Source organism: Mangrovicoccus ximenensis, from assembly GCF_003056725.1.
GTDB lineage: Bacteria > Pseudomonadota > Alphaproteobacteria > Rhodobacterales > Rhodobacteraceae > Mangrovicoccus > Mangrovicoccus ximenensis.
Map to the genome: position 1 here is coordinate 174,241 of NZ_QBKZ01000025.1, position 18,823 is coordinate 193,063.

Sequence of the window (18,823 nt, forward strand, 5' to 3'; positions counted from 1 at the left end):
GCGGGCGCGGCCGCGCGGGCGGCGCCCCGAACGGATTTCGGGAGTTTCCCCAATGGCCACCACGCTTCGCATCCATCCCTCCATCGGCGTGTCCCGCGTCGGCAATTCGCCGGAGTTCATTCTGTCGCCGGAAACATCGGCCGGCATGCCCGAGCCGGGCAGCCCGATTTCGGGCGGGCTGCCGGTCCGGCCGGGGACCGAAGCCGATCCCATTTCGGATGCCGACCTGCGCGATGCCGCGGGTGCGCTGAAGCCCCATGCCCAGCGGTTCCGCATCTTCGCCTATGACACGCCCCCGGACGGCAGCTATCCCTACAAGGGCAGCGTGACCGAGGTGACCGTCGGCAGCACGGTCGACGGCAAGACCGTGAAAAGCATCGCCTGGATGGTCCACATGGCCAACAAGAAGGCCAATAACTGGATCATTCCGGAAAACCCGGCGGCCGGCCAGGCAACCAACCCGGAGGCGAATTTCGGCGTCGGCGGCATGGCGCATTACTTCGGCGGCGCGACGCCGAACCTGCGCAACGGCAATTTCGGCAAGGATGCCGATCCGGTGGCCGGGGGCGGCGAGGGGCTGCCGCCGGACCAGGCCGACCTGTCGGATCCGGTGCGGCTGTCGCATCTGGTGATCGATGCCGGGCCGAAGGTGATCTGCTCCAGCCAGGGGCCGGGCATCCGGGCGGGCTTCGACGCCGCTACGCCTTGCCGCTATCTCGACGCCTCGGGCCAGGTGCAGGACGTGTCCTACCCGGTGCAGTTCCCCGACCAGGTCTTCGCCCGGCTCTACCAGCCCGCCGGGCCCGGACTGGGCAGCATGGGCGGGATGGAGACCGATGCAGAAGGCCGCCTTTTGGTGATCGGCTCGCCCGGCTACGCCGCGGGCTGGATGCAGAGCGCCAACAACCCCGGCGGCACGGTGCCCGAAGGGACGCCGGACGAGCCGTTCCCGCTCGACAGCGACATCGACAACAACGGCTGGTTCGACGATGCCGGCGACGGGCCGGTGCAGGCGGCGCTGACCTTCGAGGATGGCAGCATCCGGCTGATCGAGGTGCCCGCCTGGTGCATCTGCGCCGATCCCGCCTATGCCCCGCAGGTGCGCAATGTCGTCAACATCTGGGACGAGGTCTACAATGCCTGGCTGCGCGCGCCAGAGCTGGCGCTCGACACCGCGATCTATGACCCGGCGAAGGGCAGCTACGCGCAAAGCTATGTCGTGCCCTTCACCGAGGGCGTCTGGACCATGTTCCGCGCCGCGCACCTCCAGATGTTCACCACCGACCTGAACCAGAAGGGCATCGGCGTGCATCAGCGGCTGAGCAATGTCACTGCCGCCGACGAGCCGTCGAAATTCCTCAACATCAAGAGCTTCATCCGCGATCCGAATGCCGGGCCGGGCAATGACCTGCAGACCGGCGCGCCGCTGATGCCGCTGGCGCTCGGCGATACCGGGGCCTCCTTCCTGACGGTGACCGAGACCCAGTACTTCTTCCTCGAACAGTGGTTCGCGGGCACCTATGACGACGCGGCCGAGAGCCTGACTCCGGGCGAGAAGCTCGACAAGGTGACGCTGACCAACCTGCTCGGCGGCCGGTTCAGCCCGGGGATCGACCTGACCTTCATCGTCCGCGACCCCTATCTCTACGACCAGGCTTGGACCGATGCCGATACCGGCCCGTTCCGGATTGGCGCCCGCAAGCTCGACTATGCCGCGGCCGCGCCCGGCACGCCGTTCCTCACCGTGGGCTACACCCCCAACCGGACCGTGCGGAACCCGGTGGAGCCGGGCGACCTGTGCAAGTTCATGGCCCTGCCCTGGCATACCGACTACAATTCCTGCGCCACCCATTCGCCCAGCCCGAACCCGCAGAAACCGGTGCCGAACACCACGCTGTTCTGGTCCTGGCCCGCGCAGCGGCCGGTCTCGGTCTACACCTATGACGACTACGTCGCGAACGGGAACGCCTTCTTCGGCGAGCAGCATTTCTCGGTCCGCGGCACCGGCACCCAGGTCGAGACCGGCGACACGCTTGAAGGCAGCGCCGCGACCGAGAATGTCGGCCGCTACCAGGTCCGGCTCGACATGCTGTCGAACTGGTTCAATATCGGCGTGGTGATGCAGGGGCCGGCGATCACCGGCTTCCAGGGCGGGAATGACGACCTGTTCCTCGAGGTCGCAAGCCTCCTGACCGGGCCGTCGGACTGGTCGCAGCCCTGGCCGATCCTGACCACCGACAAGGTCTATCCCGACACCGCGAAGCCCGCCGATGACAGCTGAGCGCTTCCAGGCGGTCATTCTCGGCGGCGGGCCGGCCGGCAGCGCCGCCGCCCTCACGCTGATTGCGGGCGGCATGGAGCGGGTAGCGCTGGTCGAGCCGACGGATTTCACCGAGTTCCGCATCGGCGAGTCGATCCCGCCCGACACCAACCTGCTGATCCACCGGCTTGGCCTCGGCGCGGCCTTCGAGGCCCAGGGCCACCTGCCCTGCCTCGGCAGCCGATCGCTCTGGGGCAGCCCGCGCGCCGGGCACAATGATTTCCTGACCTCGCCGCATGGCCATGGCTGGCATCTCGACCGGCGCCGCTTCGACCGGATGCTGTTCGACGCGGCGGTTGCGGCCGGAGCCCAGCCGGTCCGCGCGCGCTGTACCGGGGTGGAGACCGGCGGAGGAGCAGGCGGAGGCATGGAGGCTCCAGCGCGCCAGGTGCATGGCGCCGCCCCCCCGCGCCGCGGCCTGCGTGCTTCGGGGAATCGATCGCCCGGACGATGTCCGGTCCTCAGCCCTCCCGCCGTCAGCCTGCCTGCAGCGCAGAGCGGCGGCCCAGCTCGGCCCGCCAGCCAGAGCGAGGCCCATCGCGAACCGCACCGCCACATGGGGCGGGATCGCCTCGCATGGCGGGCGACGAATGGAGCAGCGCGACAGATGCCGTTCGCCTGGTCTCCCGGACCGTCGCCGATCGGGCCCGGACCAATGGCGCCGCAATGGACGGCCCTTCACGGACGCACCCGCCCGGGTTGCCGGGCAAGTCGGGGACATCCGCGCTGCAAGACAATCCGGGCGGCCGACAGGTCCGGGGAAGGACATGTCGAGCGACCGGCGTGCGGGCCGGGCCGAACCGGACGCCTTGCAGCGCCACTGACGATCACGATCCATCGCCGCGAGGGCCGGACCGCCCCGCCAGACCGGCTGCGACACGATTGCGGTCGGTGCGGAACGCCGTCGCTGCCGGGCGGCCTCGTCGCGGTCATGGCGCGGGCCGCCGCTGCGCGGCGGACGCGGACGGGTCACCTCTTCGGGAACGCTGTCGACCAGCTCCAGGCGGATGTCGTCCTCGAGCACGCCGCCTTCGCCGAGCTGGGCACCGAGGCCCGGACCGGCCGCTTCGGCCAGCTCCACGAAGGTCGCGTCATCGGTGACGCGGATCTTGCCGATCTGGGTCTTGTCGAGCCCGCCGGCACGGCACAGGAGCGGCAGGATCCAGCGCGGTTCCGCGTTCTTGTCGCGGCCGATCGAGAGCTTCGCCCAGACCGACGGGCCGAATTCGCGGCGCTCGGGACGTTCGCCGCGCTCGCGCGGCTCGCGGTCCTCGCGCGGCTTGCGCATCGGCGCGACGTTCAGCTCCTCGGGAGCCGAGAGCTTGTTCTGGTAGAGGCGGAAGCAGGCGATGGCGATCTGCTCGGGGGTGAAGGCCTCGACCAGCTTGGCGGCGAAGGCGGTCTCGCGCTCGTTCGCCTCGGCGGTCCAGGCCTCATCGTCCAGCAGGCGCGCCTCGTCCTTGTCGAGGATCTCGTCGGCGGAGGGCGCGAAGACCCATTCCGCCTGGACCTTCGCCCATTTCAGGATGCGGCCGGCCTTGTTCACCGCGCGGTCATTGACGATCAGCGCCGAGATGCCCTTGCGGCCCGCGCGGCCGGTGCGGCCCGAGCGGTGCAGCAGCGCCTCGGTGCTCTGCGGCAGGTCGGCATGGATCACGAGGTCGAGATTCGGCAGGTCGATGCCGCGCGCGGCGACATCGGTCGCGACGCAGACGCGGGCGCGGCCGTCGCGCATGGATTGCAGCGCATGGCTGCGCTCGTCCTGGCTGAGCTCGCCCGAGAGGCTGGCCACGAGGAAGCCGCGGTTCGCAAGGCGCGCGCTCAGCCGGGTGACGGCGGCGCGGGTATTGGCGAAGACGATCGCGGTCGGCGCATCGTGGAAGCGCAGCAGGTTGATGATCGCATGCTCTTCGTCGCCCTGCGAGACCTGCACGGCCTGGTAGGTGATGTCGGTATGCTGCGAGCCCTTGTCGAGCGTGGTCACGCGGACCGCGTCGCGCTGGTAAACGCGGGCCATGTCCTCGATCATCCGCGGCACGGTCGCGGAGAACAGGAGCGTGCGGCGCTCCTCGGGCGCTTCGCCGAGCATGAATTCCAGATCCTCGCGGAAGCCGAGATCGAGCATCTCATCAGCCTCGTCCAGAACCACCGCGCGCAGGTCGTTCAGGTCGAGCGAGCCGCGGGTGATGTGGTCGCGCAGGCGGCCGGGGGTGCCGACCACGATATGCGCGCCGCGCTCCAGCGAGCGGCGCTCGTCGCGGGCATCCATGCCGCCGATGCAGGTCGAGATCCTTGCGCCCGCCTTGGCATAGAGCCAGCCCAGTTCGCGCGCCACCTGCAGCGCCAGTTCGCGAGTCGGCGCGACGACCAGCGCCAGCTGGTGCTGGATGCCGGGCTCGACCGCAACGAGGCCCGCGAGGCGATGGTCGCCTACACGGCGGCGGGGCTGGCCACCGTGGCGCTGTCGCGCAACGAGCTGCCGCGCTGGCTGGAAACGGTGTTCTGCCCCGGCTCAGGCCGCAGCCGGCGCCGGGAACAGCTCCTGCAGCAGATCGATGAAGGCGCGCAGCCGGTAGGTCAGCGCCCGCGCCCCGGGATAGACCAGGCTCACCTCCACCGGAAGGCTGCTCCAGTCCGGGAGATGGCGGACCAGCCGTCCGGCGGCAATGTCGTCCGCCACGAGATATTCCGGAAGAAGCGCCAGTCCCGCGCCTGAGATGACCGCGCTGTAGAGGCCGGAATAGGAGGAGAAGCTCATCCCGCCGGCCACGCGCACGACCAGCTCGTCATGGCCGTTGGTCAGGTGCCAGGTCTGGATCAGCCCGATCCCGTAGAGCGCGATCGGGTGATCCGACAGTTCGCGCGGCGAGGCCGGGGGCTTGGCGGTCACGCCGGGCGCGCCGACCAGGATGCGGGTGCTTTCGAACAGCGGGCGCGACACTTCCGTGCCGGTTCCGGTGCCTGCCCGGATCGCCGCGTCGAAGCCTTCCTCTTCCAGGTCGGGCTGGCCGTCGGTCAGCACCACCTCCAGCGTCATTTCGGGATGGCGGCGGCGGCATTCCGCAGCCAGCGGCCCGAGGAAGGTCTGCCCGAACAGCAGCGGCGCCGCGATCCGAAGATGGCCGCGCACCTTTCCGTCGGTATCGCCGAGCGAGCGCGAGATGTCTTCGGCATCCGCGAGGATGCGTTCGGCCCGCGCCAGCACCAGCGCGCCTTCGGCGGTCAGCCGCAGCCGCCGCGTGGTCCGTTCGATCAGCCGCACGCCGAGATCGCGCTCCAGATCCTGGATGCGTTTCGAGACGGTGGATTTCGGCGTGTTCAGCTTGCGCGCGGCGGCTGCGAAAGAGCCCTGCTCGATCACGGCGCTGAATTCTCTCAGGGCATTGAGATCCATGGGCTTCCGGCTTTCCATTTTCCAGGGCGGCACGCTGCGGCGGGCTCCGTGCCCTGCCTCCAGCTAGCCGCGCTCCTCCGTATCCATCCAGATCGTCACCGGACCGTCGTTTATCAGGTGAACCTGCATGTCGGCCCCGAAGACTCCGGTTTCGACGGGGATGCCGAGCGCAGACAGTTCGCGGGCGAAGAGCTCATAGAGATGGCGGCCGGTCTCGGGCGCCGCGGCGCCGGAGAAGCCGGGACGGTTGCCACGCCTCGTGTCTGCGGCCAGCGTGAACTGGCTGACCACAAGGATACCACCGGATGCGTCCAGAACGGAGCGATTCATTTTCCCCGCCTCGTCGGGGAAAATGCGCAGCTTGGACAGCTTGGCGGCCAGCGGCGCGATCACGGCCTCGGTATCGCCTGCCATGGCGCAGACCAGGACCAGGAGGCCGGGGCCGGTGCGCCCCTTGATCTCGCCGCCGACTTCGACGCGGGCTTCGGTGACGCGCTGGATCAGAAGACGCACGGGCAGGCTCCGGATGTCTGGAAAGGTCGGAAAAGGTGTCTTGCTACCATTCCTTTCTCTTCGCGTTTCGCACGGAGGAGGGCAAGGGGAGGCGCGCGAAAATCTTCCCCCTCGCATGGACCCGGGTTTCGGGGTAACGGCAGGCCATGAGCGAAAAAGATACATACGAGCTGTTCCTGGTGGCCGCGCCGGGGCTGGAAGGCGATCTGGCGCGCGAGGCGGCGGCGCTGGGGCTCGGGGACGTGGCGGCGGTTCCGGGCGGGGTCGCGCAGCCGCTCCAGCTCGTCGAGGGCGGCCGCGCCCTGGGCGATGTCGCCTTGCGGGCAGTCAAGGATCTGCACGCGGCCCGCCGCGACCGGGTCATGCGCCTCGAGCTCCCCGCCGGGCGGACGGGCAGCATGGGCGCGGGCGATGGCGATGTCCTGGCCGGCCTTCATCCGGTCTCCGGCCGGGGCGATCACCGCATTCGCCGCCGCGATGATATTGGCGCTCGAGCGGTAGTTCTCGATCAGGAATTCCGGCCGGGCCCGATAGTCCTGCTCGAAGGCGCGGATGTAGCGGATCGAGGCGCCGGCAAAGGCATAGATGTTCTGGTCGTCATCGCCGACGGCGAAGAGGCTAAGGCGCATGTCCGGGTCGTCGATCGTGCGCCCGGCGACGGCGGCGATCAGCTCGTATTCCTCCGGCCCGATATCCTGGTACTCGTCGACGAGGATCCAGCGGTAGCCCTGGATCAGCGTGTCCCGCTGCGCCTCGGCCTCGGCTGCAACCAGCCCGTCGCCGCGCAGGAGCCGGGCCGCCTCCCGGACGATGCCGTCGAAATCCCGCGTCTGGGCGTCGAGCCCGGCGAAGCTGGCCCCGACCAGCCGCATGGCCAGCGCATGGCAGGTGGAGACGGTGACGCCGTTCGCGTCCTCGCCGATCAGGTGGCGCAGCCGCACGCGGATCTCGGCCGCCGCATGGCGGTTGTAGCTGAGCACGAGGATGCCGCCCGGATCCTGCCGCCGCACCCGGATCAGATAGGCGATGCGGTGGACCAGCACGCGGGTCTTGCCCGAGCCGGGCCCCGCGAGGACCAGAACGTTGGTCTGCTCGCGGTCATCGGCGACGATCTTCTGCTGGACCGGGTTGCCGAGGGACTCGACGATCAGCTTCCAGGACCGCCCCGTGGTCTGGCGGCGGATCTCGGTCCCGCGCCCTGGCATCCAGCGCTTGAGGAAGTCGTCGCGCCCGAGCAGGAAATAGTCGCCGCTGAGCCGCAGCGCGTCGTCCATCGAGCCGAGCCCGGTCTCGGCATAGGCGGCCATCACATGGGTCTGCAAGGTCTGCTCGGCATAGTGCTCCTCGAGGGGCGCGTAATCCTTCTGCAGGAACTGGCCGCCGCCCGGGGCCAGATGCACCGTCATCGCCGGGCGGAACACGGTCAGCCCCTTGCCGAGGATCAGCACCTCCTGCTCGTGCAGCCACAGCAAAGCGCGCTCCATCAGCTTGTTCGGATCGCGCACGGCGCCCTTCAGCAGCGCGTCGCCGGTCAGCGCGGCCAGCAGGTCCCCCGCCGTGGTCGCGACCTGGATGTCCTTGCCGCGCGTCCCGGCCGGGATCTTGGCCATCAGGTGGCCGAGCAGGCGTTCCGCCGCCTGCCGCCGCAGTTCCGCGCCCGTTTCCAGCGCCTGCCACGAGCGCTGCAGCGCGACCGAGAGCGTGTTGCGTGACACTTTCCGCAGGCGCACGAGGTGGCGGAGGCGGGCGGCATTTCCCGCGAGGCTGCTGCCCGGCTGGTGCGCCGCTACGGCAGCCGTGCCCTTCCGATGGCGCGGGATTTCGGGGCGGCGGACCGGCAGCCGCTGGCTGGGGCGCCCGGCTATCTTTGCGGCGAGATCCGCCACATGCTGCGGCACGAACGCGTCACGAGGCTGCATGACATTGTCCTGCGGCGTAGTTTGATGGCATATGAAGGGTCAGCATCCGTCACTTCGGTGACTGCGGTTGCCGAGGTCATGTCCCGCGAAACGGGCTGGAGCCGGACGCAGCTGCAGGCCGAGACGGAGGATCTCCTCGTCCAGCTCCGCGACCGGCACCGCGTGGTCCTGGCCGGGGGCCAGAACGAGACCGCCTTGCATGAAGAAGCCACCGTTGCCTGACACGATCGACCGCGCGCCCGCCGCGTCCCCCGACCGCGAGGACGGCGGGCCGCGCCTGCCGCTCTGGGCGCAGCTGAAATCCTGGATGCTCGGCCAGATCGCCAGCGGCGCGCTTTCCCCGCATGACAAGCTGCCCTCCGAGGCCGAGCTCTGCGCGCGCTTCGGGGTCTCCCGCACGGTGGTGCGCGAGGCGCTCAAGCAGCTCGTCTCGGAACAGCGCATCTACAAGATGCAGGGCAAGGGCTCCTTCGTCAGCGCGCCGCGCACCGACCAGGATTTCGTCGGCTCGACCATGTCCTTCACCGCGGACCTGCAGCGCTCGGGCCATGTGGTGACGCGCCGCGTGCTGAACCAGGCGCTGCGGAGCGCGGACGAGGAGGAAGCGCGGCTGCTCAAGCTCGGCGAGGCGGAAACCGATGTCGTCGAACTCGACCGCATCCTGATCGTCGACGGCGAGCCCCGGACGCGGGTCGTGGCGCTCTTGCGCGCCAGCGCGGTGCCCGGGCTGGCCGAGGCGCCGATGGGCGGCCGCTCGCTCTACCAGACATTGCAGCAGCGCTACGGCATCGTTCTGCAGAAGGCCGAGCGCTGGATCAGTGCCGAAAATGCCGATGCGGAAACCGCCGGGCTGCTGGAAATCGCGCCGCAGACGGCCGTCCTCAATATCCAGTCGGTCTCCGTGGACCAGACCGGCAGGCCGGTGGAGCTGTATTACGCCCAGCATCGCACCGACAAGGGCCGGCTCCATTTCTTCATAAAGTAGCGTCGGCCGCCTGTCGCTCCGGCTGCGCAGCTTGGCACGGGACTTGCAACCCGGACTGCGCTGTCCGGGCCATACGGCCGGACGGCGCCCGTCGCCAGGGTGACAAGCCCTGCCAATATCGAGGCCGGCCGTTGACAGTCACCACGATCGCCAGTGGCGTGCATGTGAACCTGAACCTGATCGAGGCCTTCCTGCTGGTCTCCGAGCATCGCAGCTTCCGGCGCGCGGCGGCGGCGCTCAACCGTTCGAACTCGACCCTGAGCGGGCAGGTGCGGCAGCTCGAGGAGCAGCTCGGCGTCCAGCTCTTCGAACGCAGCACCCGCAGCCTGCGCCTGACCGATGCGGGCGCCGCGCTCTATGACGATGCCAAGGGCGCATATTCGCAGGTCAGGCTGGCGCTGCAGCGCGCCAGCGGGCGGGCGGACTCCGCGCGCTCGATCACCATCGCCTGCACGATTGCCCTGTCATGGCGCCTGATGCCGCCGGTCCTGACCCGGTTCTCGCAGCGCTACGGCGCCATTTCGGTCGATGTGGCCGAAATGCGCACGGCGGACATGCGGCGGCCCCTGCTGTCGGGCGACATCGCTTTCGGCATCGGCCAGGCGTGCCATGACGATCCGGACATCGACTGCGACCTCGTGCGGGTCGATCCGCTGGTCGCGCTGGTCCCCAGCAGCTATCCGCAGTCGCGCCTGTCGAGCATCACGATCGAGGAATTCGCGGCGCTTCCCCTGCTGGTGCAGCCCGCCGGCAGCCCGACGCGCAGGACGATGGAACAGGCGCTGCGCGATGCGGGGTTCGAACCGCAGGTCAAGGTCTCCGGGCTGCGCTTCCACACGCTCCTGGCCATGGTCGGCGCAGGCCAGGGGGCGGCGGCCTTCTCGCGGCTCAGCAGCGAGAGCGCGACCGAGCGCGGCTTCCGGCCGGTCCCGTTCTCGGGCGAGCCGATGCGCCTCGAGCTGGGCCTGCTCAAGCTGCGCGGCCGCACCTTCACCCGCGCCGAGACGGCGCTGATGGAGGCCATCCGGCAGGAACTGGGGGGATGATCCCGGCCGCCGGAGACGGCGGCGGGGAACCGGGGTCAGTCCGCGGCGATGCCGATGAAGTCGACGGCGGCCAGCCCCTTGCCCTTCGGCCGGACCATCACCGGGTTGATTTCGGCCTCGCGCAGCGACGGGGTCTGCGCCATGCGCTCGCCGAAGCGGACCACCGCGTCGACCAGAGCCGCGACATCGGCCTCGGGCGCGCCGCGGAACCCCTGCAGCAGGGTCCAGAGCTTCAGTTTCCTCAGGGAGGCCTCCACCTGCGCATGGGTGGCCGGCAGAGCCAGATACGCGACATCGCGGTAGAGCTCGACCGCGATGCCGCCCGAGCCGATCGAGAGCACCGGCCCGAAATCACTGTCGCGCAGGCAGGCCAGCACCACTTCGACGCCGTCGGTCACCATCTCCTGCACCAGCACCGGCAGGTCGGGGCGGCCGAGGCTGCGCCGGAAGGCGTCGGCATGGAAGGCGACCTCTTCGGGCGTTTGCACGCGCAGCTTCACGAGCCCGAGCTCGGTCTTGTGGTCGGCCGCATCGGGCAGGACCTTGACGACCAGCGGCCAGGCCAGCCCGGCGCAGGCCTCCGCCGGGTCATCGCCGGGATGCAGGAGCCGCCAGGGCGCCGGATCGAGGCCGCAGCCTGAGAGGAACGCCACGGTCCCGTCCCAGCCCTGCGGCGCGGGCAGCGTGGCTGCCGGAACGGCCGGTCCCGGGCGGATGGCGGCGAAGCCCCGGCGGTCGTAGAGCCAGCTGAGCGCGCGCATCGTGTTGAAGGGATCGTCCGAGATCAGGATGCCCGCGTCCCGGAATTCCGCCCGCGTGGCCACGTCGACCTGCTCCTGCGCGGTGGTCACCACCAGCGGCAGCCCGGTGCGCCGCACCGCGGCCTTGAAGTCGCTGCCGTTCTCTACAAGATCGCGCAGGCCGGAGGACGCGAATTGCACGACCACGGCTTCGGTGCGGGGATCGTCGCAGATGATCTCCAGCGTGTTGCGGAACAGGTCGGGCTCGGCACGGATCTGGCCGGTCAGGTCGACCGGGTTCGCCTTGCGCGCGAATTCGGGCAGGCGCGCCTCCAGCCGGGCCGCCGGGCCGGGGCTGAAAACCGCCATCGGCACGCCGTGCTCGGCGCTGTGATCGGCCAGCAGCGCCGCCGCCCCGCCCGACGAACTCATCACCGAGATGCCGCCCAGCGGATCGCCCGAGACCCGCGGCCCCGGCATGAAGGAGAACACCTCGATCGCGGCCAGCGCCTCGCCCAGGCTCTCGACCATGATGATCCCGGCCTGCGCGAGCGTGTCGCGGTAGATCTCGTGGGCCGAGGCCATCTTGCCGGTATGCGAGGCCGTCGCCTCCTGCCCGAAGGCGGAGCGGCCGGCCTTCAGCGCGACGATCTGCACGCCGCGGCTTCGGGCCCGGGCGCCGATGCGCTGCAGGCGGGCGCCCCTGTCGATCCCCTCGAGATAGAGCGCGGCGACGCGGACATCCTCCTGCTCGATGATCCATTCGAGCACGTCGAGCGCGTCGAGGCAGGTCTCGTTGCCGACCGACACCATGTAGGAGCAGCCCATGCCGTTGCGGTGCAGGCTGCCGCCGATCGCCCCGGCCAGCGCGCCGGACTGGCTGACGAGGGCGATCGGCGCATGGCGGATGCCGTCGAGCGCCATGGCGGCGGCGCTGAAGCTGAAGAAGGATTTCGCGCCGACCGACCAGAGCCCCTGCCCGTTCGGCCCGAGCACGGCGATGCCATGGCGCGCAGCGACCTCGGCCAGGCGGCGGGCATGGCCGCGCCCGGCCTCGGTCTCCTCGAAGCCCGCGCTGAAGACCACGGCGGTTTCGATGCCCTTCCGCCCGCAGTCTTCCAGAATGTCCGGCACGGTGGCCGCAGGGGTGATGATCAGCGCGAGATCCGGCACTTCGGGCAGATCGGCCACCGACGGCCAGGCGCGCAGGCCCTCCACCTCGGCCGCGGAGCGGGTGACCGGGTAGATGCGGCCGTCATAGCCGTGCTTCATCAGCACCTTCATGATGCGGTTGCGCGGCCCGGGCTTGGGCGAGGCGCCGATGACGGCGACGCTGCGGGCGCGGAACATCTTGTCGAGCGGCGAAGCGGGGCGGCTCTCGGCGCGGAGGAGGGTGTCGGTCTGCATGGACGATGTCCTTGTCTTGGGCCGGACCGGGCAGATCTCGGCGGGGAGGCTGCTGGCAGGACGGCACGGGACTGCCGGTCGGGGCCTGGGGCCCCGGAGCGGCCGGCCGTATGGCCGGAAGGCGTGCGGTCATGGGAAAGGCGGGGCGGCGCGGCAAGCCCGCCGCCGCCACCCCGTCGATCGCCGCCGCGCCGCCCTTGGCCAGGCCGATCGCGCTGCGCATCGCGTCGGTGCCGAAGATCGTGCTCAGCGCGTCGTTCTGCGCCTCCTCCGACAGGCCCGACAGCCCGTCCTGCAGCTCTTGCGCGATGTCGCGCATGTCCTTCATGTTGCCCTGGGCGTCGAAGAATTCGAGCCCGAGCCGCTCCATCGCCGCCGCCGCCGGGCCCGAGGCCGGGACCAGCCGCTGCAGCATGGTCTTGAGCGAGGTGCCCGCGTCGGAACCCGAGGCGAAGAGCGAGGAGGTCGCCGCGATCGCCGCGTTGAAATCTTCGAAGGAGACGCCGACCGATCCGGCGACGCCGCCGGACTGCGCCAGCGCCAGCGCATAGTCGTCGATGCCGAACTTGGAATTGACCAGCACGCCGGTGATGCCGTCGACCACCGCGCCGAGATCGCCCGCCTCCTTGCCGAACTGCATCATCACGTCGGTGGCGATGTCGCTCGCGGTCGACAGAGCCGCGCCCGAGGCCGCCGCCAGCGACAGCGAGGCCGAGAGCGCGCCGCCGAGGATATCGGCCGCGCCGAGCCCGTTCTTCGCGAGCATCTCGACCGCATCCGCGGCTTCGGTGGCGCTGAACTTCGTGGTGCGGCCGAGTTCCTGGGCGATGTCGCCGAGCGCCTTCATCTCCGCCCCGCTGGCCCCGAGCGTCGCCCGGATCCGGTTCATCGAGGCCTCGAAATTGCCGGCCGTGCGCAGCGAGACCGCGCCGATCCCGGCCAGCGGCGCGGTGACCGCCAGCGACAGGCCCTGGCCGATCGACTGCATGCGGCTGCCGATCTTCGAGAATTCCTTCTCGAGCCTGCGCATCTGCCGCTGCGCGTCGGTCACGCCCTCCTGGAAGGCGGCGGAGTTCATCCCGAGATCGACGCGCAGCGCGCCGATCAGGGCATTGAGCATGGACATGTCACGGGGTCCGGGTCTGTTTCTGGAGGCGGTGGCGCACGAACGCCTTGATCTCGGCGTTCGACGAGCCCCGGCGGGGTTCGCCGAGGAAGTCGCGCTGGCTGGGGAATTTCTTCGGCACGTGATGGCCGATCCGGATCAGCGCGGCGAGCGCGTAGATCTCTCCGCGCCGCGCCCTGGCCCGGCCCTCCTCCCGGCGCAGCGTGGCGGAGAGCACCAGATGCACCTCCGCCAGCGTGCGCCGGCCGAATTCGGCGAAGGGCTGCCCGGCCATCACCCAGCGTTCCGTCAGGCCGCGCCAGTCGATTTGGCCGGTTTCGCCTTGGCGCGGCGCCCGTTTCCCCGGGACTTCCCCCCGGCATCCTCCGGGAAGGCGGCCCGGATGGCGTCGCCGATCGCCGACATGAAAGCGGCGATGCCGCAGGCATCGATCACGTCCCCGGCCTCCTCCTGGGTGACCTCCGGGCGCGCGTGCAGGAGGCTTGCCCAGGCCAGCACCCGGACGGTGGCGAACTTGATGGACCCCTCGTCCCCGGCATCGAAGCTCTTGGCGATCGACAGGACCGAAGACCCGGTTTCCTCCTCGAAGGCGACCATCGCGTTGGTGGTGAAGCGCAGCCGGTATTCCTCCGCGCCGTCGGTCGACTTGACCAGCGTTCCGAGCATCACGGCGCCTCCTGGAAGCCGATGATCCCCGAGACCTTGCCCGAGATGGTGATCATTGCATCGGCGTCGAGCTCGAGCCCTTCGAGCTCGGCAGTGACGATCGCGAGGAGCGTGAAGACCGAGCCGTCATCGAGGGCGATCCGGTAATAGGTGCCGCCGTCGCGCGCCTCGTCTTCCCGCGCCACGGCATAGGCGGCGGAGGAGTAGAACTGGCGGATCGTCACGTCGCCGGTATCCGAGAAGCCGGTGCCGTATTCGCGGACCTTGTCCGGGCTGTCCATGCTGGTGCGGTCGCGGAAGGTCTTGGTGACCGGCGGGACGGTCACGGCGGTGACCTTGGCGACCGGCGTCCAGCTGCCGTTGGTGCCGTCGGCCGAGCGCTCGACCGTGCCTCCCCAGAGTTCTGCGGTATCGTCAGACATTGTGCTCCATCCTATCTGCGCGCGGCCAGCCTGGCCGCTTTCCTGCGCGCCCGGGCGACCGCCCGCGCGACTTCCTTCTGCATGCCCTCGGCCACGCGGCCGAAGACCTGCTCCTTCGTCTGCGCCCAGGCAGGCCGCGCATGCGGCTGCGCCGGGTGGCGGCGGTTCCCGAATTCCTGCTGGACCCCTGCCGGATCCGAGGTCCCGGCATGCACGGCCACGTCATGGCGGCCCTCGCGCTTCACCCTGCTGCGCTGGCGCTTCGTCAGCCTGGCGGTCGGCCCGGCGACATAGCTCCTGTTGAGGTGCAGCAGCCGGTGATCGACCCGGACCCCGTCGTTCTGGCGCACCGGCGCCAGCGCATTCGCCCGCTCTACGAAGGGCTCGAGGGCCGCGAGCAGCACCCGGCGCACCAGCGCCTTGCGGGTCGCCAGCCGCGGCAGCTCCGGGCGGAAGGCGGACATGGAAGACATCATCGGCGTTGACATGCACAAATCCAATCACGTCGCTGGCGCGATCAATTTCCCTGGCGCGCGCCTGGGCTCATGACGATCCTGGCCACGCGACGCGGCTATCGCGAGCTCGGACCATGGGCCCGCCCGCCTCGGACGGTCAGAGCCTTCGGCATCGAGGGGACAGGCTCCCGCGGTGCCGGGCTGTCCCGCGCGCCGCCCGCCGCGGGACACACCGTTCTGACGGTCATGCGTCCGAACCGCCGGGCCGCGGCCCTGGCGAAGTCGCGGGCAGGGCCATCCGGGATGATCCGGCAGCTCAAGACTGCGCGGCAGCGCCGTGAAGGCGCAATCCCGGACGGATCAGGTCCGGGGCTGCCTTGGCCAGGATGTGCGGCGTCTGCCCATCCCGGCCTCAGGCGGCAAGGCCAGCCGGATGCGGCTGAACCGGGGCGGCAACCGGCAGGCCAAGGCCGCGATCTGCCGCGCCGCGGCCGTGCGGATGGGGGGCGACGGGAGAATGAAGGCCCATGCGGAACGACGCACGGCCGAGGGCAAGACCCGGCGCGAGATCGTGCGCCGCATCAAGCGGCCCGTCATCCGGAAGATGTACCGCCACCCGTGTGTGCCGCAGGAGCGCGTCGGCACCAATGGACGGACATGGGAGCTTCACTACCGGTTCGTCGCGGGCGTCACAGGTGACGAAACTTGCCCGGATCCACCTGCTCCGTGCCCCGCCGCTTCCTGCCGTGCAGGCAATCACCTTGGGTTGCATGACGGCATGAGCATTGATGCCTGCCCGCGCCGCAATCTCGCCCGGCAGGCAGAAAGGCCGCGGCTCGAATTGCCTGTTTTTCAAGCATCCGACGAAAAAACTACGAATTCCGCATGTCATTCTGCACATCTTGTTTGACCACCTGTATGCACCTGTACGTCATGAGGGGAGTACAGGAGACGACATGCCCCCACCCGCCGCAGAAACCAAGTCGGAGCGCATCGCCAGACTGCTCGAGGCCGAGATCCGCTCCGGTGCCCTGCATGACGGCGCCGCGCTGTCGAGCGAGAGCGCGCTTGTCGCCCGCTTCGCCGTCTCTCGCGCGACGGTACGCAAAGGATTGAGTTTACTTTCTGAAAAAGGACTTATCCGCACCAAGGTTGGGCTCGGATCCTTCGTGACCTATGGCGGCGCCGTGATCGACAGCGGCCCCGGCTGGAGCGTTGCCCTCTCCGGCGGCGCGGCGCAGCTCGGCGCGCGCATCCTGCGGATCGCGCGCATCCCGATGGATCTGGAGCTGCCGCAGATGGCCCGGGACACCGAGGTTCTGGCCGTGGACCGGCTGCGTTTCCGCGAGGCGACCGGACAGGCACTGACACTCGAACGGGCCCGCGTTCCGTGGCGCGAGGATTTCGCGCCGGTGCTGGAACACGGGCTGGAACAGGGCTCGCTCAGCCGCACGCTGGCGGCGCGCGGCCTGATGCCGGCCTCCGGCGAGGAATGGGCAAATGTCCTGCTGACGCTCGATGACGGGGATGCGCGCCTGATGGGCCGCGCCGCAGGCGAGCCGATGCTGCGGCTGCGCCGCCTCACCCGCGATGCCGGCGGAATGATCGTCGAATATGTCGAAAGCCTGCTCGATGCCGAGGCATTCGGGCTGCATGTGGAATTCTGAAGATGACTGACTCCCCCCTCCCCCGCGCCCTGGCCGCGCTGACCGGCCTCGCGGTCGGCGATGCGCTCGGCATGCCGTCCCAGACCCTGTCCCGCGACACGATCCGCGCGCGCTACGGCCGGATCGCGGATTTCGTGGCGCCCTTCGCGGACCACCCGGTCTCGCACGGGCTCGGCGCGGCTCAGGTGACCGACGATACGGAGCAGGCGCTTTTGCGCGGCTGCGCATCGCCCAGGCCGCCGCGGCGCTGCCCGAGGGGGCGCCGCTGATGGTCGACGGCCAGAAGACCGACGGCATCGAACCCGCCCTGAAGGACTGCCGCGCGCTGGTCGAGGTCTCCGACAGCTACGTGAAATCCCACGGGCGGCTGTTCTGGTTCGCCGCCGCGCCGGTCTTCGGCGACTGGGCGCGGATCGCCGAGGACTGGCCGATGGTCGGCAAGTTCCGCACCGGGCCGGGCGTCTTCTCGGCGGACGGCATCGATCCGGGGTCCCACCTGCTGGCGGAGGTCCTGCCGCCGCTGAAGGGCGCGGGCGCCGACTTGGGGGCGGGCTGGGGCTATCTCTCGGCCGCGGTTCTCGAGAACAACGCGGCCGTCACCCGGCTGCATCTCGTCGAAGAGGACCACCGCGCGCTCGAGGCGGCAAAGGCCAATGTCGCCGATGGCCGCGCGCGCTTCCACTGGGCGGATGTCACCCGCTGGCAGGAGCCCGAGGGGATGGATTTCGTTGTATCGAACCCGCCCTTCCATACCGGCCGCGAGACCAGCCCGGATCTCGGCCGTGCCTTCATCCAGGCGGCTGCGCGGATGCTGCACCGCCACGGACGCTTCTGGATGGTCGCCAACCGGCACCTTCCCTACGAGGCGACGCTCGAGGCGCATTTCGCCTCCGTCACCGAGGTGGTGGCCCGCTCGGGCTACAAGGTGATCGAGGCCGCCGCGCCGCGGACCGCCAAGGGCGGAGGGAGACGCTGATGAGCCTGTCCGTCGAAGGAAAGACCGCGATCGTGACCGGGGCCGCCAACGGCATCGGCCTGGCGGTGTCGCGCCACCTGCTCGACCAGGGCGCGCGGGTGATGATGGTCGACATGGACGAGGACAAGCTCTCGGACGAATTCGACGCGCTGCCCGAGAAGGAGCACGCCGCCTGGTTCGCGGGCGACCTGCGCGAGCGGCTGACGCTGGCGAACCTGATGTCGGCGACGCTCGATGCCTTCGATCGGCTCGACATCCTGGTCAACGGCAGCCGCCAGGTGCTGGCGGACGATCCGCTCGGGGCCTCGGGCGACGACACGCTGCGCGAGCTGCTGCAGCAGAACCTGATGCCCGCCTACCGGCTGAGCCAGCTCGCCGCGCGGCGGATGATCGCCCAGGCCGGGGAAGACGGCAACGAGGACGGGCCGGTCGGCTCGATCATCAACATTTCCTCGATCGCGGCGCGCCGATCGCAGCCCGAGCTGCTGGCCTTCTCGGTCTCCACCGCCGCGCTCGACCAGCTGACCCGCTCGCTGGCCGTCGCCCTGGCCGAGCACCGCATCCGCGTCAATTCGGTGGCCTTCGGCTCGGTGATGTCGGACAGCCTGAAATCCTCGCTGAAGGAAAACCGCGACTACCGCCAGAGCATCGTCGACAACACGCCGCTGCAGCGCATCGCGGGCCCGAAGGAAGTCGTCGAGACCGTGCAGTTCCTGGCCTCCGAAGGCTCTGCCTTCATGACCGGCCAGATCCTGACCATCGACGGCGGCCGCACCCTGATCGATCCGGTCAGCGCCCCGGCGCACTGACCGGGCGGCCCTCGGGCGTGCAGGACGCGCCCTGCAGCTGGCTGCGCTTCAGCAGCAGCGCGTCGAGCTTGCGCCGTTCGGCCTCGGGGTCGATCGCGACCGCGCGGCGGACCGGCCGGGTGCGGTGGTCGTAGCACCAGCCGACATGCGGGCCGCGGTTGCACAGCGTCATGCCGAAATTCACGTCCCGGTATTCCGTTTCGTAGGTATAGCCGCGCGCCAGGTTGGTGCGCGTCTCGGAGATCAGCGCGTCGAGGCGGCGTTCCTCGCGCGACAGGTCGCTGCTGCAGCGCTCCTGCGGCGTGCCGCAGGCGGCGAGCAGGAGGAGGCCGAGGAATAGGGACGGGGCAAGCGGGCGCATGGGACCTTCCTGTGCAA

General features: G+C 69.9%; 18 protein-coding genes and 3 pseudogenes. 10 read left to right on the plus strand and 11 right to left on the minus strand.

Features of this window, described 5'->3' with window-relative positions:
- The first annotated feature begins 52 nt into the window (after positions 1-52).
- Together C7T91_RS28630 and C7T91_RS40160 are read left to right on the plus strand one after the other, a co-directional pair.
- Positions 53-2,281: a LodA/GoxA family CTQ-dependent oxidase gene (locus C7T91_RS28630; RefSeq protein WP_108263281.1), complete on the plus strand. Its 2,229-nt coding sequence runs from the start codon at positions 53-55 to the stop codon at positions 2,279-2,281.
- Between the two features lie 73 nt (positions 2,282-2,354).
- Positions 2,355-2,399 (plus strand): annotated as a pseudogene (locus C7T91_RS40160) (hypothetical protein); the annotation flags it as partial.
- 981 nt (positions 2,400-3,380) lie between these two features.
- Here C7T91_RS40160 and C7T91_RS40165 read toward each other — a convergent pair.
- The 4 genes and pseudogenes from C7T91_RS40165 to C7T91_RS28655 form a co-directional block, all read right to left on the minus strand.
- Positions 3,381-4,697: pseudogene (locus C7T91_RS40165) on the minus strand (DEAD/DEAH box helicase); the annotation flags it as partial.
- A 135-nt stretch (positions 4,698-4,832) separates the two neighbouring features.
- Positions 4,833-5,714 carry a LysR family transcriptional regulator gene (locus C7T91_RS28645; RefSeq protein ID WP_161556153.1) on the minus strand — a complete coding sequence of 294 codons (882 nt, stop codon included), beginning with the start codon at positions 5,712-5,714 and terminating at the stop codon, positions 4,833-4,835.
- 63 nt (positions 5,715-5,777) lie between these two features.
- Positions 5,778-6,227 carry a D-aminoacyl-tRNA deacylase gene (dtd, locus tag C7T91_RS28650; RefSeq protein ID WP_108263283.1) on the minus strand — a complete coding sequence of 150 codons (450 nt, stop codon included), beginning with the start codon at positions 6,225-6,227 and terminating at the stop codon, positions 5,778-5,780.
- A gap of 269 nt (positions 6,228-6,496) precedes the next feature.
- Positions 6,497-7,957: pseudogene (locus tag C7T91_RS28655) on the minus strand (UvrD-helicase domain-containing protein); the annotation flags it as partial.
- A gap of 3 nt (positions 7,958-7,960) precedes the next feature.
- Here C7T91_RS28655 and C7T91_RS37345 point away from each other — a divergent pair.
- From C7T91_RS37345 to C7T91_RS28665, 3 genes are all read left to right on the plus strand, one after another.
- A complete protein-coding gene (locus C7T91_RS37345) occupies positions 7,961-8,368 on the plus strand; it encodes a glycerol-3-phosphate dehydrogenase C-terminal domain-containing protein (RefSeq protein ID WP_236638576.1) in 408 nt (135 codons plus the stop codon).
- Positions 8,346-9,131 carry a GntR family transcriptional regulator gene (locus tag C7T91_RS28660; protein WP_108263285.1) on the plus strand — a complete coding sequence of 262 codons (786 nt, stop codon included), beginning with the start codon at positions 8,346-8,348 and terminating at the stop codon, positions 9,129-9,131. Before C7T91_RS37345 ends, C7T91_RS28660 begins: the two co-directional genes overlap by 23 nt.
- A gap of 131 nt (positions 9,132-9,262) precedes the next feature.
- Positions 9,263-10,177 (plus strand): LysR family transcriptional regulator, encoded by a 915-nt coding sequence (locus C7T91_RS28665; RefSeq protein WP_108263286.1) that lies wholly within the window; start codon positions 9,263-9,265, stop codon positions 10,175-10,177.
- Positions 10,178-10,212: 35 nt separating this feature from the next.
- Here the strand turns inward: C7T91_RS28665 and C7T91_RS28670 are convergent, their stop codons facing one another.
- The 6 genes from C7T91_RS28670 to C7T91_RS28695 are packed head-to-tail and all read right to left on the minus strand — an operon-like array spanning position 10,213 to position 15,002.
- Positions 10,213-12,267 carry an acetate--CoA ligase family protein gene (locus tag C7T91_RS28670; RefSeq protein WP_330848909.1) on the minus strand — a complete coding sequence of 685 codons (2,055 nt, stop codon included), beginning with the start codon at positions 12,265-12,267 and terminating at the stop codon, positions 10,213-10,215.
- Complete coding sequence (locus tag C7T91_RS37350; RefSeq protein ID WP_108263288.1) at positions 12,173-13,450, minus strand: phage tail tape measure protein; 1,278 nt, start codon at positions 13,448-13,450, stop codon at positions 12,173-12,175. The genes C7T91_RS28670 and C7T91_RS37350 overlap by 95 nt, the downstream gene beginning before the upstream one ends.
- A gap of 1 nt (position 13,451) precedes the next feature.
- Positions 13,452-13,724, minus strand: a complete 273-nt coding sequence (locus C7T91_RS28680; RefSeq protein WP_108263289.1) for a hypothetical protein — start codon at positions 13,722-13,724, stop codon at positions 13,452-13,454.
- 14 nt (positions 13,725-13,738) lie between these two features.
- Complete coding sequence (locus tag C7T91_RS28685; protein WP_108263290.1) at positions 13,739-14,116, minus strand: hypothetical protein; 378 nt, start codon at positions 14,114-14,116, stop codon at positions 13,739-13,741.
- Positions 14,116-14,538, minus strand: a complete 423-nt coding sequence (locus C7T91_RS28690) for a phage tail protein (protein WP_108263291.1) — start codon at positions 14,536-14,538, stop codon at positions 14,116-14,118. The genes C7T91_RS28685 and C7T91_RS28690 overlap by 1 nt, the downstream gene beginning before the upstream one ends.
- Positions 14,539-14,549: 11 nt before the next feature.
- Positions 14,550-15,002, minus strand: a complete 453-nt coding sequence (locus C7T91_RS28695; RefSeq protein WP_108263292.1) for an HK97-gp10 family putative phage morphogenesis protein — start codon at positions 15,000-15,002, stop codon at positions 14,550-14,552.
- Between the two features lie 328 nt (positions 15,003-15,330).
- Between C7T91_RS28695 and C7T91_RS34010 the strand changes: the two genes are divergently transcribed.
- From C7T91_RS34010 to C7T91_RS28720, 5 genes are read left to right on the plus strand one after another with little or no spacing between them, the layout of a single operon-like run.
- Positions 15,331-15,903, plus strand: coding sequence for a hypothetical protein (locus tag C7T91_RS34010; protein WP_201742290.1), 573 nt, complete (start codon positions 15,331-15,333; stop codon positions 15,901-15,903).
- Positions 15,904-15,949: 46 nt separating this feature from the next.
- On the plus strand, positions 15,950-16,660 hold the full coding sequence (locus C7T91_RS28705; protein WP_108263293.1) for a GntR family transcriptional regulator: 711 nt from the start codon (positions 15,950-15,952) through the stop codon (positions 16,658-16,660).
- Positions 16,661-16,662: 2 nt separating this feature from the next.
- Positions 16,663-16,929, plus strand: a complete 267-nt coding sequence (locus tag C7T91_RS28710) for an ADP-ribosylglycohydrolase family protein (RefSeq protein ID WP_108263294.1) — start codon at positions 16,663-16,665, stop codon at positions 16,927-16,929.
- Positions 16,929-17,636 (plus strand): class I SAM-dependent methyltransferase, encoded by a 708-nt coding sequence (locus C7T91_RS28715; RefSeq protein WP_108263295.1) that lies wholly within the window; start codon positions 16,929-16,931, stop codon positions 17,634-17,636. Before C7T91_RS28710 ends, C7T91_RS28715 begins: the two co-directional genes overlap by 1 nt.
- Positions 17,636-18,445: an SDR family NAD(P)-dependent oxidoreductase gene (locus C7T91_RS28720; protein ID WP_108263296.1), complete on the plus strand. Its 810-nt coding sequence runs from the start codon at positions 17,636-17,638 to the stop codon at positions 18,443-18,445. Before C7T91_RS28715 ends, C7T91_RS28720 begins: the two co-directional genes overlap by 1 nt.
- Here the strand turns inward: C7T91_RS28720 and C7T91_RS28725 are convergent.
- The gene (locus C7T91_RS28725; RefSeq protein WP_108263297.1) at positions 18,426-18,806 is read right to left on the minus strand and encodes a hypothetical protein; all 381 of its coding nucleotides are present in this window, start codon (positions 18,804-18,806) and stop codon (positions 18,426-18,428) included. The genes C7T91_RS28720 and C7T91_RS28725 overlap by 20 nt on opposite strands.
- Positions 18,807-18,823: the final 17 nt, after the last annotated feature.

Coding starts and splice junctions, on each gene's coding strand:
- C7T91_RS28660 (WP_108263285.1), top strand. CDS start 8,346: ATGAAGAAGCCACCGTTGCCTGACACGATCGACCGCGCGCCCGCCGCG.
- C7T91_RS28695 (WP_108263292.1), bottom strand. CDS start 15,002: ATGTCCGCCTTCCGCCCGGAGCTGCCGCGGCTGGCGACCCGCAAGGCG.
- C7T91_RS28705 (WP_108263293.1), top strand. CDS start 15,950: ATGCCCCCACCCGCCGCAGAAACCAAGTCGGAGCGCATCGCCAGACTG.
- C7T91_RS28690 (WP_108263291.1), bottom strand. CDS start 14,538: ATGTCTGACGATACCGCAGAACTCTGGGGAGGCACGGTCGAGCGCTCG.
- C7T91_RS37350 (WP_108263288.1), bottom strand. CDS start 13,450: ATGTCCATGCTCAATGCCCTGATCGGCGCGCTGCGCGTCGATCTCGGG.
- C7T91_RS28630 (WP_108263281.1), top strand. CDS start 53: ATGGCCACCACGCTTCGCATCCATCCCTCCATCGGCGTGTCCCGCGTC.
- C7T91_RS28715 (WP_108263295.1), top strand. CDS start 16,929: ATGGTCGACGGCCAGAAGACCGACGGCATCGAACCCGCCCTGAAGGAC.
- C7T91_RS28720 (WP_108263296.1), top strand. CDS start 17,636: ATGAGCCTGTCCGTCGAAGGAAAGACCGCGATCGTGACCGGGGCCGCC.
- C7T91_RS28710 (WP_108263294.1), top strand. CDS start 16,663: ATGACTGACTCCCCCCTCCCCCGCGCCCTGGCCGCGCTGACCGGCCTC.
- C7T91_RS28685 (WP_108263290.1), bottom strand. CDS start 14,116: ATGCTCGGAACGCTGGTCAAGTCGACCGACGGCGCGGAGGAATACCGG.
- C7T91_RS28670 (WP_330848909.1), bottom strand. CDS start 12,267: ATGTTCCGCGCCCGCAGCGTCGCCGTCATCGGCGCCTCGCCCAAGCCC.
- C7T91_RS28680 (WP_108263289.1), bottom strand. CDS start 13,724: ATGGCCGGGCAGCCCTTCGCCGAATTCGGCCGGCGCACGCTGGCGGAG.
- C7T91_RS28645 (WP_161556153.1), bottom strand. CDS start 5,714: ATGGATCTCAATGCCCTGAGAGAATTCAGCGCCGTGATCGAGCAGGGC.
- C7T91_RS28725 (WP_108263297.1), bottom strand. CDS start 18,806: ATGCGCCCGCTTGCCCCGTCCCTATTCCTCGGCCTCCTCCTGCTCGCC.